The sequence below is a fragment of the Sphingomonas sp. genome (assembly GCF_039595165.1).
GTDB lineage: Bacteria > Pseudomonadota > Alphaproteobacteria > Sphingomonadales > Sphingomonadaceae > Sphingomonas.
Genome location: NZ_JBCNMA010000004.1, coordinates 62219 through 77173 on the forward strand (window position 1 = coordinate 62219; position 14955 = coordinate 77173).

The 14955-nt window shown below is 67.4% G+C and carries 13 protein-coding genes and 1 pseudogene; 5 read left to right on the forward strand and 9 right to left on the reverse strand.

From position 1 onward, the window contains the following. Positions 1-28 precede the first annotated feature (28 nt). The 3 genes from ABDV68_RS01455 to ABDV68_RS01465 are packed head-to-tail and all read left to right on the forward strand — an operon-like array spanning position 29 to position 4251. Positions 29-2248 (forward strand): polysaccharide biosynthesis tyrosine autokinase, encoded by a 2220-nt coding sequence (locus tag ABDV68_RS01455; protein WP_343517865.1) that lies wholly within the window; start codon positions 29-31, stop codon positions 2246-2248. Beyond that, a complete protein-coding gene (locus ABDV68_RS01460) occupies positions 2248-3501 on the forward strand; it encodes a hypothetical protein (protein WP_343517866.1) in 1254 nt (417 codons plus the stop codon). The genes ABDV68_RS01455 and ABDV68_RS01460 overlap by 1 nt, the downstream gene beginning before the upstream one ends. Positions 3502-3543: 42 nt before the next feature. Continuing rightward, positions 3544-4251 carry a class I SAM-dependent methyltransferase gene (locus ABDV68_RS01465; RefSeq protein ID WP_343517867.1) on the forward strand — a complete coding sequence of 236 codons (708 nt, stop codon included), beginning with the start codon at positions 3544-3546 and terminating at the stop codon, positions 4249-4251. A 24-nt stretch (positions 4252-4275) separates the two neighbouring features. Here the strand turns inward: ABDV68_RS01465 and ABDV68_RS01470 are convergent, their stop codons facing one another. The 4 genes from ABDV68_RS01470 to ABDV68_RS01485 all read right to left on the reverse strand — a co-directional run bounded on the left by ABDV68_RS01470 (position 4276) and on the right by ABDV68_RS01485 (position 7746). After that, complete coding sequence (locus ABDV68_RS01470; protein ID WP_343517869.1) at positions 4276-5232, reverse strand: GDP-L-fucose synthase; 957 nt, start codon at positions 5230-5232, stop codon at positions 4276-4278. Between the two features lie 49 nt (positions 5233-5281). Continuing rightward, positions 5282-6250, reverse strand: a complete 969-nt coding sequence (locus ABDV68_RS01475) for an NAD-dependent epimerase/dehydratase family protein (protein WP_343517870.1) — start codon at positions 6248-6250, stop codon at positions 5282-5284. A gap of 233 nt (positions 6251-6483) precedes the next feature. Next, entirely contained in the window at positions 6484-6726 is a 243-nt protein-coding gene (locus ABDV68_RS01480; RefSeq protein WP_343517871.1) for a hypothetical protein, read from the reverse strand. Between the two features lie 222 nt (positions 6727-6948). Then, entirely contained in the window at positions 6949-7746 is a 798-nt protein-coding gene (locus ABDV68_RS01485) for a metallophosphoesterase (RefSeq protein ID WP_343517872.1), read from the reverse strand. Between the two features lie 80 nt (positions 7747-7826). Between ABDV68_RS01485 and ABDV68_RS01490 the strand changes: the two genes are divergently transcribed. Then, positions 7827-8873, forward strand: coding sequence for a M48 family metallopeptidase (locus tag ABDV68_RS01490; protein WP_343517873.1), 1047 nt, complete (start codon positions 7827-7829; stop codon positions 8871-8873). A 4-nt stretch (positions 8874-8877) separates the two neighbouring features. On the opposite strand, the gene wecC is transcribed toward ABDV68_RS01490, so the two are convergent. From wecC to ABDV68_RS01505, 3 genes are read right to left on the reverse strand one after another with little or no spacing between them, the layout of a single operon-like run. After that, complete coding sequence (wecC, locus tag ABDV68_RS01495; protein ID WP_343517874.1) at positions 8878-10176, reverse strand: UDP-N-acetyl-D-mannosamine dehydrogenase; 1299 nt, start codon at positions 10174-10176, stop codon at positions 8878-8880. Beyond that, positions 10160-11290, reverse strand: coding sequence for a UDP-N-acetylglucosamine 2-epimerase (non-hydrolyzing) (gene wecB, locus ABDV68_RS01500; RefSeq protein ID WP_343517875.1), 1131 nt, complete (start codon positions 11288-11290; stop codon positions 10160-10162). The genes wecC and wecB overlap by 17 nt, the downstream gene beginning before the upstream one ends. Before the next feature lie 34 nt (positions 11291-11324). Further along, positions 11325-12347 carry an NAD-dependent epimerase/dehydratase family protein gene (locus tag ABDV68_RS01505; protein ID WP_343517876.1) on the reverse strand — a complete coding sequence of 341 codons (1023 nt, stop codon included), beginning with the start codon at positions 12345-12347 and terminating at the stop codon, positions 11325-11327. Positions 12348-12437: 90 nt separating this feature from the next. On the opposite strand from ABDV68_RS01505, the gene galU reads away from it, so the two are divergent. Next, a complete protein-coding gene (gene galU / locus ABDV68_RS01510) occupies positions 12438-13316 on the forward strand; it encodes a UTP--glucose-1-phosphate uridylyltransferase GalU (RefSeq protein WP_343517877.1) in 879 nt (292 codons plus the stop codon). A gap of 321 nt (positions 13317-13637) precedes the next feature. Here the strand turns inward: galU and ABDV68_RS01515 are convergent, their stop codons facing one another. Both ABDV68_RS01515 and ABDV68_RS01520 read right to left on the reverse strand, forming a co-directional pair. Continuing rightward, positions 13638-13895: a hypothetical protein gene (locus ABDV68_RS01515; RefSeq protein WP_343517878.1), complete on the reverse strand. Its 258-nt coding sequence runs from the start codon at positions 13893-13895 to the stop codon at positions 13638-13640. 808 nt (positions 13896-14703) lie between these two features. Next, positions 14704-14955, reverse strand: a pseudogene (locus ABDV68_RS01520) (hypothetical protein); the annotation flags it as partial.

Below are 14955 nucleotides of genomic sequence, written 5' to 3' on the forward strand. Positions count from 1 at the left end.
GCCTCTATACGGACCGAGACCCTATCGTATGAACCAGCTCTCTCCCGCCGTCGCGATCGCCGATCGTCCCGCCGAAGAACCGCTGCTGCCGAGCGGAACCCCGGCCGGCGGCAACGCCTATGGCGCGCCGGTCCTGCTCGAATATTGGCGGATCCTGGTGCGGTGGCGCTGGATCATCCTCGGCATCGTCGTGCTCAGCGGCCTGGCTGGCCTCATCATCACGCTGATGATGACGCCGCAATATACCGCCGCGACGCGCATGGAGATCAGCCGCGAGGAGAAGCGGATCACCAATATCGAGGGGGTCGAGAGCACCTCGGGCAATCGCTTCGACCAGGAATTCTACCAGACGCAGTACACATTGCTCGCCGCGCGATCGGTCGCCGAGCGCGTCGCGCGGGTGCTCAAGCTCGCCGATGACGACGCCTTCTTCAAGGCGCACGGCGTCGACCTCGCCGAAGCGGGCCTTGAGCGCCCGGCGGGCACGGTGCGCAACGCCGCCCAGCGCGACCGGCTGCAGCAGCTCGCCATCGGCATCCTGCGCGGCAACGTGAACATCGCGCCGATCCCGCGCTCGTCGCTCGTCGACATCCGCTACACCAGCGCGTCGCCGGCGATCTCCGCGAAGATCGCCAATGCCTGGGCCGAGCAGTTCATCGCGGATTCGATCGATCGCCGCTTCGCCTCGACCGCGGATGCACGGCGCTTCCTCGAGCGCCGCCTGACCGAGATGGGCACGCGCCTGCAGCAGTCGGAGCGCGACCTCGTCGCCTATGCGACGCAGAACCGCATCGTCCCGCTCGCCAAGACCGAAGACCAGAACGGCCGCACCACGGTGAGCCGCACGCTCGTCGCCGACGATCTCGAGACGCTCAATCGCGCGCTCGCCCAGGCGACCGCCGATCGCGCCGCCGCCGAGGCGCGGGCGCGCAGCGGCGCGGGTGCGGCGGAGAGCTCGATCGGCGCGGTCTCCGCGCTGCGCCAGCGCCGCGCCGAATCGCAGGCGGAATATGCCCGCCTGATGGTGCAGTATGAGCCGGGCTATCCCGCCGCACAGGCGCTGCGCGAGCAGATCCGCTCGCTCGACGCCGCCATCGCGCGCGAGGAATCGCGCACCCGCGGCGGCGTGTCGTCCGACTATGAGAGCGCCAAGCAGCGCGAGGCGACCCTGCGCAGCCGGGTCGAGGAGCTGACCGGTCAGCTCAACACCCAGCAACAGGCCAGCATCCAGTACAACAACCTGCAGCGCGAGGTGGATACCAACCGCCAGCTCTATGAGGGCCTGCTCCAGCGCTACAAGGAGATCGGCGTCGCCGGCGTCGGCGCGAACAACATCGCGGTGGTCGACCAGGCGCGCGCGCCCGGCGGGCCCTCGTCGCCCAACCTGCCGCTCAACGTCGCGGTCGCGATCCTGATCGGCCTGGTCATCGCCGGTGTCGTGGTGTTCGCCCTCGAGCAGATCGACGAGGGCCTGCGCGCGCCGAGCGACGTCAACAAGCTCGGCCTGTCGCTGCTCGGCTCGGTGCCGCTGTTCGACGAGGGCGATGTCGCGGAGCTGGTGCTCGATCCCAAGTCGGCGGCCTCCGAAGCCTATCTCACCGTACGGTCGAACCTCGCCTTCTCGACCGATCACGGCGTGCCGCGCTCGTTCATGGTCACCTCGACCCGGCCGCGCGAGGGCAAGAGCACGACCAGCTTCGCGCTGGCGATCGTGCTCGCGCGCACCGGCCGCCGCGTGCTGCTGATCGACGCCGACATGCGCTCGCCGTCGATCCACCACTTCTTCGACATGACTCACGACAAGGGGCTCAGCAACTATCTGGCGGGCGAGGACGACTGGCGCCGCCTGGTCCAGCCGTCCCAGTATCAGGGCCTCGCCGTGATGACCGCCGGGCCGATCCCGCCCAACGCCGCGGAGCTGCTCAGCAGCGACCGCGTCGCCCAGCTCGTCGCGCAGCTCGCCAGCGATTACGACCATGTCGTGATCGATGCGCCGCCGATCCTCGGCCTCGCCGATTCGCCGCTGCTCGCGCGCGCGACCGAGGGCGTGGTCTATGTCGTCGAGGCCGGCGGGGCGCCGATGCGCGCCGTCGCGGGTTCGATCGACCGGCTGCGCGCCTCGCAGGCGCGCATGTTCGGCGGCGTGCTGATCAAGATGAAGCGTGAGAGCGTCCTCGGCTACGGCTATGGCTATGGTTACGGCTATGGCTATGGCCGCGAGGCCGAGGATTCGTCGGCGTCGCGCTGATGCCGGGGCCGTCCGGTTCGGCACCGATCTCGCCGGGCGTCGCGGTGCGCGGCGCCGCGGCAGGGGTGCTCGCCCTCGCGCTCGCCTGGTTCAGCTTCGCCGGTGCGGTGAGCAACAATTTCCACCGCCGCAATCCCGATACGGCGCTCAACTTCGTCGGCGACGACGCGGTGGCGCTGGCCGCGCAGGCGGATCGCCGCTTCGCCGCGGCGGGCGCCAAGGCGGCCGATGATCCCGAGATCCAGGCCGCGGCGCGCGCGAGCCTGGCGCGCCAGGCGCTCAATCCGGTGGCACTGCGCGTGCTCGGCATCAGCGCGTCGATCAAGGGCGGGTTCGAGGCCGGCCGCCCCGCCATGGCGGCGGCCAACCGCCTGACGCGGCGCGACCTCGCCACGCAATTCTGGCTGATCGAGGAAGCGGTGTCGCGCGGCGACGTCGCCGGGGCGCTCGGCCATTATGATCACGCGCTGCGCACCAAGCCGGCCAGCCAGCAGGTCCTGTTCCCGGTGATGACGGTCGCTGCCGAGGATCCGGTGCTGTGGCCGGCCTTCGCCCGCTATGTGCGCGAGCCCGCTCCGTGGCTCGGCGATTTCGCGCGCTTCGCGGTGCGCAACACCAAGCAGCCCGGCGTGATCGCGCGCTTCTTCCAGCGCGCGGGCGGCCTGCCGCACGACGAAGCGTTCGCCGCGCTCGAGGCGGAGCTGCTCAAGCGGCTGGTCGAGGCGGGGTCCTTTGCCGACGCGGCGCGCTACTATCGTTCGCTCAGCGGCGCCGATCCCGCGATCCTCGCCGAGACGGGCTTCACCGGCGCGACGACGCAGGAGAAATTCGCCCCGCTGACCTGGGAGCTGTTCGCCGGTCCGGGAATCTCCGGCGCGTTCCTGCGCGACGAAAAGGGCGAGACGATCCGCCTGCACGCGACGATGGAGACCTCGGCGACGGGGGCGGTGGCGCGCAAGATCGTCTATGTCGAACCGGGCGATTATCGCTTCCGCGCCATCCAGCGCACCGCCTCCTCCGCCGAGGGCGCCGCGGCGCGCTGGGAGATGCGGTGTGGTGCCAGCCGCGGCGGCAACGTGCTGTGGAGCAAGCAGGCGCCGCTGGCGCCAGAGGGCGCCGCGGTCGAGGACGTGATCGCGATTCCAGCTGGTTGCGATGCGATCACGCTGCGGTTACTATCCTCGGCAGGGACGTCTCCCAACGGGATCGAGGCGATTTTTGGCCCGGCCTCGCTTGTACGGCTTCGTAACTGATAATTTCCATGCGGGTCCGGGGGGACCTTGGAAGGGTTTCGCTTGAAGATCGAAAATTCGAAGCTCTGGTCGACGGCGATCGACGGCTATCCCGACGAGCTGCGCCGTATCGTCGCCAATTATGAAGGCGGCGACATTCTCGAGCTCGGCGGGGGTCGCCGGCCGTCCTTCTCGCTCGACGACATGCCGGTCAAGCTCAACAGCTATACCGTCAACGACATCAGCGCGGACGAGCTCGCGGTCGCGCCGCCGGAATATCGCAAGGCGTGCTTCGACGTGTCGGGCGACGTCTCGAACTTCGAGGGGATGTACGACGTCGTCTTCTCGCGCTTCCTCGCCGAGCATGTCCGCGACGGCCATGCGATGCACCGCAACGTCCACAAGGTGCTCAAGCCCGGCGGCGTGGCGTTCCACCTGATCCCGACCTTGTGGGCCTCGCCCTTCATCGTCAACCGCCTGCTGCCCGAGACCCTCGGCCGCAAACTGCTCACCACCTTCTTCCCGATCCGCAAGGAAGTCTCGCCCAAGTTCCCGGCATACTATTCGATGTGCAAAGGCGACACCGAGGGGATGCGCAGCAAGTTCGCCGAGATCGGTTACAGCAAGGTCGAGATCCGCGAGTTCTATGGCCACTATTATTACGACAAGCTTCCGGTGGTGAAGCAGATCGAGGATGCGCTCTCCGCGGTCGCCGCGAAGAACGAATGGTCCTGGTACACCTCCTACGCCTACATCACCGCGTGGAAGTAAGCGTCGGCTGACGCCGTCCGCCGTTCAGGCGATGGCGTCCAGGCGGCCGCTGGCGAGCAGCTCGGCGTAAGTCTCGCGCAGTCCCCGCTCGAGCGGGATCGACGGCGCCCAGCCGAGCTCGCGCAGCTTGCTCCCGTCCATCAGTTTGCGCGGCGTGCCGTCGGGCTTGGTGAGGTCGTGCTCGATCCGCGGCTCGACCCCGACCACTTGGCACACCAGGCGCGCGAGGTCGACGATCGGCATGTCCTCGCCGGTCCCGACATTGACGTGCTCGGCGCCCGAATAATGCTGCATCAGGAACACGCAGGCGTCGGCGCAATCGTCGGCGTGGAGGAACTCGCGGCGCGGTTCGCCGGTGCCCCACATCGGCAAGGTCGCGGCCGCCCCGGTCTTCATGCGATGCGCCTTGCGCAGCAGCGCGGGCAGCACATGGCTCGAATCGGGGTCGTAATTGTCGCCGGGCCCGTAGAGGTTGGTGGGCATCGCGCTGATGAAGTCGTCGCCATGCTGCTTGCGATAGGCCTGGCACAGCTTGATCCCGGCGATCTTGGCGATCGCATACCATTCGTTGGTCGGCTCGAGCGGGCCCGTCAGCAGCGCATCCTCGCGGATCGGCTGGTCGGCGAACTTGGGATAGATGCAGCTCGATCCCAGGAACAGCAGCTTCTCGACCCCGTGGCCGTGCGCGGCGTGGATCACGTTCCCGGCGATCATCAGATTGTCGTAGATGAAGTCGGCGGGGTAGCTGTCGTTCGCCAGGATGCCGCCGACCTTGGCCGCGGCGAGGAATACCGCTTGGGGCCGTTCCGCGGCGAACCAGCGCTCGACCGCCGCCTGGTCGCGCAGATCGGCCTGGGCGCGCCCTAGCGGCAGGATCTCGCATTGTTCGCGCGCGAGACGGCGCAGCAGCGCGCCGCCGACCATGCCGCGGTGTCCCGCAACGGCAACTCGCTTGCCGGCGAGCGAGTAGGACGCGCCCACCCTTCAGGCCCTCGGGGCGGGAAGGGCGGGCGCGCGGATCATCGGCAGATCAGGCCGCGTTGCGGCGAGTCTGCGCCTCGATCCAGGCATAGGTCTTTTCGAGCCCGGCCTTGAGCGTCTGGCTCGGACGCCAGCCGAGCTCCTGCTCGATCAGGCGGTTGTCGCTGTTGCGGCCGCGCACGCCGGTCGGCCCCGGAATGTTGTTCTTGATGATCGTCTTGCCCGAGATGTCGGCGACCAGGTCGACCAGGCCGTTGATCGTCACCATCTCGTCCGACCCGATGTTGACCGGACCCTCGAAGTTCGAGCGCGTGAGGCGGATCGTCCCCTCGACGCACTCGTCGATGTACAGGAACGAGCGGGTCTGCAGGCCGTCGCCCCAGATGTCGATCGTGTCGCCGCTCTTGGCCATCGCCACCTTGCGGCAGATCGCGGCCGGAGCCTTCTCCTTGCCGCCGGTCCAGGTGCCCTCGGGACCGAAGATGTTGTGATAGCGCGCCACGCGGTTCTTCATCCCGTGGTTGCGGTTATAGGCGAGGAACAGGCGCTCGGAGAACAGCTTCTCCCAGCCATATTCGCTGTCCGGCGCGGCGGGATAGGCCGAGCTCTCGGCGCAGTTGGGGTTGTCGGGATCCTCCTGGTTGTACGCGGGGTACATGCAGGCGGACGAGGAATAGAAGACGCGGTTGTTGTTCCGCTTGTGCGCACGATCGGCGATGTTGAGGTTGATCGTCGCGCTGTTGTGCATGATGTCGGCATCATGCTCGCCGGTGAAGATATAGCCGGCGCCGCCCATGTCGGCCGCGAGCTGGTAGACTTCGTCGAACTTGCGGTCGACCACGCGGTCGCACACCGACTGGTCGCGCAGGTCGCCGATGACGAAGTCGTCCGCCTCGGTCTCCGCGAATTCGGGGAATTTGAGGTCGACGCCGCGAACCCAATATCCCTCGCGCTTCAGTCGCTTGACCAGGTGGCTGCCGATAAATCCGCCGGCTCCGCAAACCAGTGCTGTCTTCACACGACCTCCAAAAAAAAGGGCCAGGAAGCTGGCCTATCTTGGCTCGGGCCCTAGCAACGGGGTCATCACGGCGCAAGGCGTGCGCGGCACCGGGCGACGGCCGCTGGCGGGAAAGCGCCAGGACGAAGCGGGGCCTTATGGGCTCGGCTGGCGTCGTCTGCGGGTTGTGCGGACGCAGAAAGGGGCGGCGACCTGTGGTCACCGCCCCTTCGTATTCGATCGTAAGTCGAAGCTTACGGGCTGTCGGGCGAATCGTCCTCGTCGACCAGGACGATGATGCCACCGATCACCGCGACCACCGCGATGAGGGGGATCAGGAAGCCGCCAGCCGCCTGGTTCGACTTGCCGGTGGCAGTCGAGGCGCGAACCGCATCAGCCGACGAAAGCGAGAGCTTCGAGGCCGCCGACGAGGCGACTGCCGGAGCTACCGCAAGCGAGCAGGCCGCAGCGGCCATCATCATCTTCGCCAATCGCATGAATATACTCCCTTTTTATCCTAATCTCAGGGTTATCGCCGGAGCCTATGGCACAACCAGAGCACGCCTGCAACTGATAACCTCACTCAAGGTCGGAGCCCTCGCCGACCGTTGCGCTAACACAACACTCGCCCGAAAGTTCCGTCCCGTACAGATCGAAGCTTCCGCCGCGCCCGTCCGGGTTCGTTCTTCTATACTGCAGTGCACATAAGCAACCAAGCGTTAAAGCCGGGCTACCGCCCCGTTCGTCTGGAGTATCCACCGCTCGGCGCCTTCGAACCCCATCGCGGTGAGCCGTCCGCTGGCATAGGCGCCGGTATCGATGCCGATTCGGCCGATCCGTTCCTCGACCTCATCGGCGATGGTGTGGCCGTGCACCACGATCTTCTCGAACGGCGCCTCGTGGCTCAGGAATTCGTCGCGAATCCAGCGCAGCGCCGCGGGCGACTGTTCGGCGAGCGGGACGCCGGGCCGCACCCCGGCATGGACGAAGGCATAATCGCCGATGACGATCAGGTCCTCGAAGCCCGCGAGGAAATCGAGATGCGCCTGCGGCACGCGCGCGCGGAGCAGTTCGAGCAGCTCGGCATAGTCGCTCGCGCCATATTCGGCGGCGGTGATGCCGTAGCTCAGCACGGTGGGCTTGCCGCCGATGCGCAGGAAGAAGGGCAGCGCCTTGAGGTCGCCCGCCATCGACTTGAGGAACACCTCCTCGTGATTGCCGAGCAGGAAGCGGATCCGGTCCGATCCGGTGCCGAGTTCCATCAGCCGTTGCACGACCTGCGCCGAATCGGGGCCGCGATCGATCAGGTCGCCGAGGAAGATGACGGTGGTGTCGGCGGCGCCGCGCTCGGCATTGTCGGCCTCCATGCGCAGCAGCAGCTCGTCGAGCAGATCGAGGCGGCCATGGATGTCGCCAACGGCATAGACTCGCGCGCCCGGCGGGACCGATCCGGCGGGGCGGGGCGATTCGGTGGCGAGGGCGGGCCGCGAGAATGCGGAAAGGAGACGGCGAAGCATGGTGATCAACAATCGTTCTTGGGCTGCCGCATAGACCCTGCGCGCTTTTCCTGGCAACCGCCATCGTCCATGAGGGCGCGATGACCGGGAAGCAGGCGATGGCGGGGATGGCGCGGTGGCTGTCGGGGTTCGTCTGGCTGGCCGTGGCGCTGTCGGCGCCGGCGCGGGCGCAGGACGCCGCCTTGCTCGAGGCGATTCGCGCCGGGGACATGCGCCTCGCGTCGATCGGCTACCGGTTGAGCGTCGCGGCGGCGCCGTTGTGCGACGCGAAGGAGCCGGGGCTCGGACTGCAGCTCCACACGCTCGCGCAATATGGCCCCGCCGCGCGCGAGTCGGTGCGCCGGCATTTCCGCTTCGAGGGCGCACATACGGTCGCGATCGAGGGGGTCGTGCCGGGCGGCCCAGCCGAGCACGCGGGACTGCGGCAGGACGACACGATCGTCGCGATTGGCGGCGTGGCCATGCCGGGCGCTCTGCCGGAGACCGCCTCGACCGCGCAACTGGCGGGCTTGCATGCCGCGATCGCCGCGCTGCCGCCGGCGCGGCCGATCGAGGTGGCGGCGACTCGCGGCGGCACGCCGGTGCGCGTGCGCATCACCCCCGTGCCGGCATGCCGCACCCGCTACGAGCTGCGCATCGACGACAGCTTCGACGCGCGCGCCAATGGCGACCTGGTGCAGATCACCTCGGAATATCTCGACAGGGTCGATGATTCGCTGCTGCCCGCGCCGATCGCGCATGAGCTGGCGCACAACATCCTGCGCCACGCCGCCCGTCTGGACGCGGCGGGGGCGCAATTCGGCCTCGCCTCGGGCTTCGGGCGCAACGCCGGGCTGTTCCGCCAGACCGAGATCGAGGCGGACATCTTGTCGGTCCATCTGCTCGCCCGCGCCGGCTATCCCACCGGAATCGCCGCGCGCTTTTGGGGCGGATTCGGCCCGAAGCTGATCGCGGGCAAGGTGCGCAGCCGTTCGCACCCGCCGTTCAAGGATCGCGCGGCGACGGTCGCGGCGGAGGCGGCGCGAATCACCGCGGCGGGCGGGCACGCGCCGCTTCCGGATTTCTATGCGCGGCGCGGCCGGCCGCTTGACGGAAAATGGGAGAATCTGCTGGTCCGCGCGCCGTGAACGCTCAGACCGCGATCTTGAGCGGTGCGGCCGGTTCGCCGCGCGCGGGCTGGTCGGGCCAGATGCCGCGCGTGTCGTAGACGAGCTTGTCGGCGCGCTCGGCGAGCGGCACCGACTTGAACACGTCATGGTCGACCAGCACGATCAGGATCGGGCACAGCTCCAGCGCGGTGTCGATGTCGATCAGCTGCGCGCCGGTCTCGGCGAGCGGAGCGGGCAGGGCGTTCGCATAGGGCTCGACGATGCGGATGCGCGGGCCGTGCCGCGCCGCCAGTTCCTCCGCCACGTGCAGCGCGGGGCTCTCCCGGAAGTCGTCGATATTGGCCTTGAAGGCGAGGCCGAGGCACGCGACCGGCGCGCCCGGCAGCTCGGCGATCAGCGCCTCGGCGCGCTCGACGGTATAGTCGACCTTGCCGTCATTGACCTCGCGTGCGGTGCGGATCAGCGGGGTGTTCGCGCGGTCCGCGGCGACCAGGAACCAGGGATCGACGGCGATGCAATGGCCGCCGACCCCGGGCCCGGGAGAAAGGATGTTCACGCGCGGATGGCGATTCGCCAGGCGAATCACCTCCCACACGTCGATGCCCATGCCGTCGGCGACGATCGACAGCTCGTTGGCGAAGGCGATGTTGACGTCGCGAAAGGCGTTCTCGGTGAGCTTGGTCATCTCGGCGGCGCGCGCGCTGGTGGTGACGCAGGCGCCGCGCACGAAGCGGCGATAGAATTGCAGCGCCTTGCGCGCGCAGCGCGGCGTGACGCCGCCGACGACGCGATCGTTGTCGATCAGCTCGACCAGGATGCGGCCGGGCAGCACGCGCTCGGGGCAATAGGCGATGGCGACGTCGGCGATGCCGGTGCAATGGCCGGGGATGCGCAGGTCCGGGCGGAGCTGGCTCAGCAGCTCGGCGACCTTCTCGGTCGTGCCGACCGGCGAGGTGGATTCGAGGATGACGGTGTCGCCCTGCTTGAGCACCGTGGCGATATTGGTCGCGGCCTGAAGCACATAGCCGATGTTCGGCGCATGGTTCTCGCCGAACGGAGTGGGCACCGCGATCAGGAAGATGTCCGATTCCTCGATCCGGGTCGAGGCGCGCAGCGTGCCGCGCGCGATCACGCCCGAGACGAGGCCGTCGAGATCGACTTCCTCGATATGCACCTTGCCGGCATTGATCGTGTCGACGACGTGCTGGTGGACGTCGATGCCCAGCACCTTGGCGCCGGTGCGCGCGATCACCGCGGCGGTGGGCAGCCCGATATAGCCGAGCCCGAGAACGGCGACCTTGAGTTCAGAGCCCAAATCCATGCGCGACGACCTTTGCAATCCGTGCCGAGGCATGGCCGTCGCCGAACGGATTGTGGGCGCGCGCCATGGCCTGGTAGGCGCCCTTGTCGTCCAACAGGGTTGAGATTTCGGAAACGATGCGGTCGGCGTCGGTGCCGACCAGCCTGGCGGTGCCCGCCGCGACCCCTTCGGGCCGCTCGGTGGTCTCGCGCATGACCAGCACCGGCTTGCCGAGCGCCGGCGCCTCCTCCTGCACCCCGCCCGAATCGGACAGCACGACTTCGCACAGGTCGAGCGCGCGGATGAAGGTCGGGTAGTCGAGCGGCTCGATCCGCGCGACATTCTCGCGCTCGCCCAGCACGGCGTCCATCACCGACACGACGTTGGGGTTGGGGTGCATCGGGAACAGCACCGCGGTGTCCGGCCGGTCGGCGATTCGCGCGATGGCTTTGGCGATCGATTCCATCCCGCCGCCGAAATTCTCGCGCCGGTGGGTGGTGACCAGCACCAGCCGCTTGCCGGCGAAGCGCTCGGCGATCGGATCGAGCCCGCGCGCCAACCCCGGCTCCGCCGCGATCCGCTCGCGTGTCGCGAGCAGCGCATCGATCACCGTGTTGCCGGTGACGTGGATCGTCGCCGGATCGATATTCTCGCGCTTGAGCGCATCCGCCGCGGTTTCGGTCGGCGCGAAATGCTGGTCGGCGATCGGCGCGACGATGCGGCGGTTCACTTCCTCGGGCCAGGGCTGCCAGATGTCGCCCGAGCGCAGCCCGGCCTCGACATGCCCCACCGGCACCTTGCGGTAATAGGCCGCGAGCGCCCCCACCATCGCCGTCGCGGTGTCGCCCTGCACCAGCACGCGATCCGGCTTCTCGGCGTCCATCACCTCGCCCAACCCGGTGAGCAGCCGCGCGGTCAGCCGGTCGAGCGACTGGCCGGGCTCCATCAGGTCGAGGTCGATGTCGGGCGTGAGCCCGGCAATCTCCAGCACCTGGTCGAGCAGCCCGCGATGTTGCGCGGTGACGCAGGTCCGCACCGCGAGGCCGGGCACTTCGGCCAAGGCACGCACCACGGGAAACAGCTTGATCGCCTCGGGCCGCGTGCCGAAGATCACCAGGATTTTCGCGTCAGTCATGCCCGCCCTCTAGCGCCGTCGCGTTAAGGACCCGTCACGAGGCGTAATAGCCGCGATACCAGTCGACGAACGCCTTCACCCCCTCGCGCACCGGCGTCTCCGGCACGAACCCGACCAGCGCGTGCAGCAGCTCGGGCGAGGCGTGCGTCGCGGGGACATCGCCGGCCTGCATGGGGAGGAAGTTCTTCTTCGCCTCGGCCCCCATCGCCGCTTCCAGCGCGGCGATATAGTCCATCAGCGGTACCGGGCTGCCCCCGCCGATATTGACGCTGCGGAACGGCGCCACCGGCGACAGGCTGTCCGCCGCCGACACCGGCGCGCTGCCCGGCACCGCATCGATCAGCGCGACCAGCGCCGTCACCAAGTCCTCCACATAAGTGAAGTCGCGCGCCATCCGGCCATGGCCATAGACGTCGATCGCCTCGCCCGCCGCCATCGCCTTCATGAACTTGAACAGCGCCATGTCGGGCCGCCCCCACGGGCCGTACACCGTGAAGAAGCGGAAGAAGGTCTGCGGGATGCCGTAGAGGTGCGCATAGCTGTGCCCGATCAGCTCGGTCGCGCCCTTGGTCGCGGCGTAGAGGCTCATCGGCGTCTGCGTGCGCTGCGTCTCGGCGAACGGCATCTCGGTATTGGCGCCGTATACGGAGCTGGTCGAGGCGGCGAGGAAGTGCCGCACCGGATGGTGCCGCGCCAGCTCGAGCAGGTTGAACGTCCCCGTCACGTTGGTCGCGACATATGCGTCGGGATGCTCGATCGAGTATCGCACGCCCGCCTGCGCCGCGAGGTGGATCACCGTGTCCGGCGCGAACTCGCGCCACACCGCGCCCAGCGCATCGGCCTCCTCGATCCCCAGCCGCGCCAGCGCGAATCCCGGCCGCTCGGCCAGGATCGCGTTGCGCGCGTCCTTCAGCGACACATCGTAATAGGGCGTGAAATTGTCGATCCCCAGCACCGTCGCGCCCGCATCCAGCAGGTGCCGCGCGGTGTGGAAGCCGATGAAGCCGGCTGAACCGGTCACCAGGATGCGGCGGTTGGCGAGGTTGCTCATCGTCATGCGCTTACCCGCGTGCCGTTACGCGACTATTATGTCTAGCGCCAAGTCGAGCCGCTTTGCGCCGTCCGCGGCTTCCGCTATGCGCCGCGCATGACGATCAAGCCGCTGCGCAAGGCCGTGTTCCCCGTCGGTGGGCTCGGCACCCGTTTCCTCCCCGCGACCAAGGCGCTCCCCAAGGAGATGCTGCCGGTCGTCGACCGCCCGCTGATCCAGTACGCCGTCGACGAGGCGCTGGAGGCCGGGATCGAGCAGATGATCTTCGTCACCGGCCGCGGCAAGAGCGCGATCGAGGACCATTTCGACATCGCCTATGAGCTCGAGAACACCATGTCCGCGCGCGGCAAGTCGCTCGAGATCCTCGACGCCACGCGGCTCAAGCCCGGCGCGGTCGCCTATGTCCGCCAGCAGGAGCCGATGGGCCTCGGCCACGCCGTGTGGTGCGCGCGCGACATCGTCGGCGACGAGCCGTTCGCGGTGCTGCTCGCCGACGACTTCATGGTCGGCGCGGCGGGCCGGCCCGGCTGCCTCCGCCAAATGGTCGAGGCCTATAACAAGGTCGGCGGCAACCTCATCTGCGCGCAGGAGGTCGCCGAGGACCAGACCGACAAATATGGCGTGATCACCCCCGGCATGCGCGACGGCGTGCTCACCGAGGTCAAGGGCCTGGTCGAGAAGCCCAGGGCCGGCACCGCCCCCAGCAACCTCGCCGTGATCGGCCGCTACATCCTCCAGCCGGAGGTGATGCGCGTGCTCGAGGGGCAGGAAAAGGGCGCGGGCGGCGAGATCCAGCTGACCGACGCGATGGCCCGCATGATCGGCGGCCAGCCCTTCCACGGCGTCACCTTCCAGGGCGTGCGCTACGATTGCGGCGACAAGGCGGGATACGCGCAGGCCAACCTGGCGCTGGCGCTGAGCCGCGCGGATATCGGGCCGGCGGTGCGGGCGTTCGCGAAGGGGTTGCTGGGGTAGGGCTTGGCACACCGTCGGCGAGCCGGGTCGCCGAGGAAGGCCGTTGCGATAGGTGAGCGTCCCGATTCGCATTGATTAGGGCCTTACGCCCATAAAGCGGCCGTTGAGCACGGCCCCAATGTAGCAATTCAGCTGTCATCCCGGCCTTGTGCCGGGATCCACGGCGCCCCTGGCGACGCGATAGCGCCTCTTGCTCCCTGTTCGCCACCCGGTGGATCCCGGCACAAAGGCCGGGATGACGAGAATGACAGCTAACGACCCCATTGCGGCCTACAAGCCACGATAGGCGCTCCCTGAAAGCTGCCGCTCCATTGTGGACGGTCACCTGTGCTTGAAGGTCCAGCTTCGAGCTTCAGCTTCCTTACCGTCAATCAAATACTTGATCGTATCGATTTCGCCGTTGGGCCAGATGACGAGCTCTCGCTCATTGATGAAGTCGATTTGAACTGCATCACCAGCGGCTGGTCCATCCCAGATGAGGGTGAGCTTTTCACCGGGTTCCAGCTCGAAACACTCGGGCCAAGGCTCAACCGACACGTAGATCGGGCCGTCCTTTCCGTTCAGGAAGGTTTGCTGCATTGTAGACATACCGGAAAGTGTAAGTCGTCGCTGACCAAGTGCCAAGGCAGCTTGCTTTTGACTCACCCCGAGAGCCGCTATTCCGCTTCCCACCCATTTGCGGACGTTCCACGGTGAGGACGCGGCGCCGAAAGCGGACAGGCAGCAAACGACCCCATAGCGGTCATTACAGCTTCAAGTTAGGATTGCCGCAATCCAGACAGGTTGGGACGGCCAATGCTCCGCTCGCGAAGGCGCATAGTCATAGCAATCGCGCTACCGATCATGATCTTGATCGCGCTTGGCATTTACAGCCTATTTCCACATCCGACGCGTGATGAGGACACTCTTCGCACGGTCGCATCCGAAGCTGTTGCGTTGACGAAGAAGCATTCAGCTAGCGCTCGCGTAGAGCTTGCAAGTGACGACTGGCCCCCTGCTATCGCCAGTCTCAAGCCAGAATCCGTAACTGTGTCCGCTAAGAGGGTCGATATTCAGATAAGGCACTATTTCGATGGTGGATGGGGATACGCTTTCGCCACCGATAAGCAGGAACTTGGCATGCTGCCCGAATGCTGGTCCGACCTCGGCCAGGACCTTTATTGGCACGGACCCTGCTGATAGCCAGTGTCCGCTTCCCACCCGATAGCCGCCGCGCTTGCAATGTTGGAATTGCTTTGCTTGTATCGACAGGCCGCATGACGGCCGCTCTTTGATCGTGTCGATTCGCCCGGTTCGATGACGCCCCCGAACCCTCCCGGCGAAAGGCGATCAAGTTGACAGAATGAATCGCGTTCCGCGTAACTTCGTCAACTTCGCGGGCTGAAGATCAACCTGCGCCCTGATCCACGTCCTTCAACCCCGCATAGCCGGGCTTGAACGTCCACCCCGTCACCCACGCCACCAGCCTCGGCACGGGCGCATTCCGCTCCATCCACTCGCTATATTCGCGATACGCCGGATCGGCGCCGAGGTGCTTTTCCTCGGTCTTGGCGCGGATGTAGTAGACGCCGCTCACCGCGGCGAGGAGCACCGTCGCGCGCACCGCGTCGTACAGGCTGCCCGTGGTCACCAGCAGCGG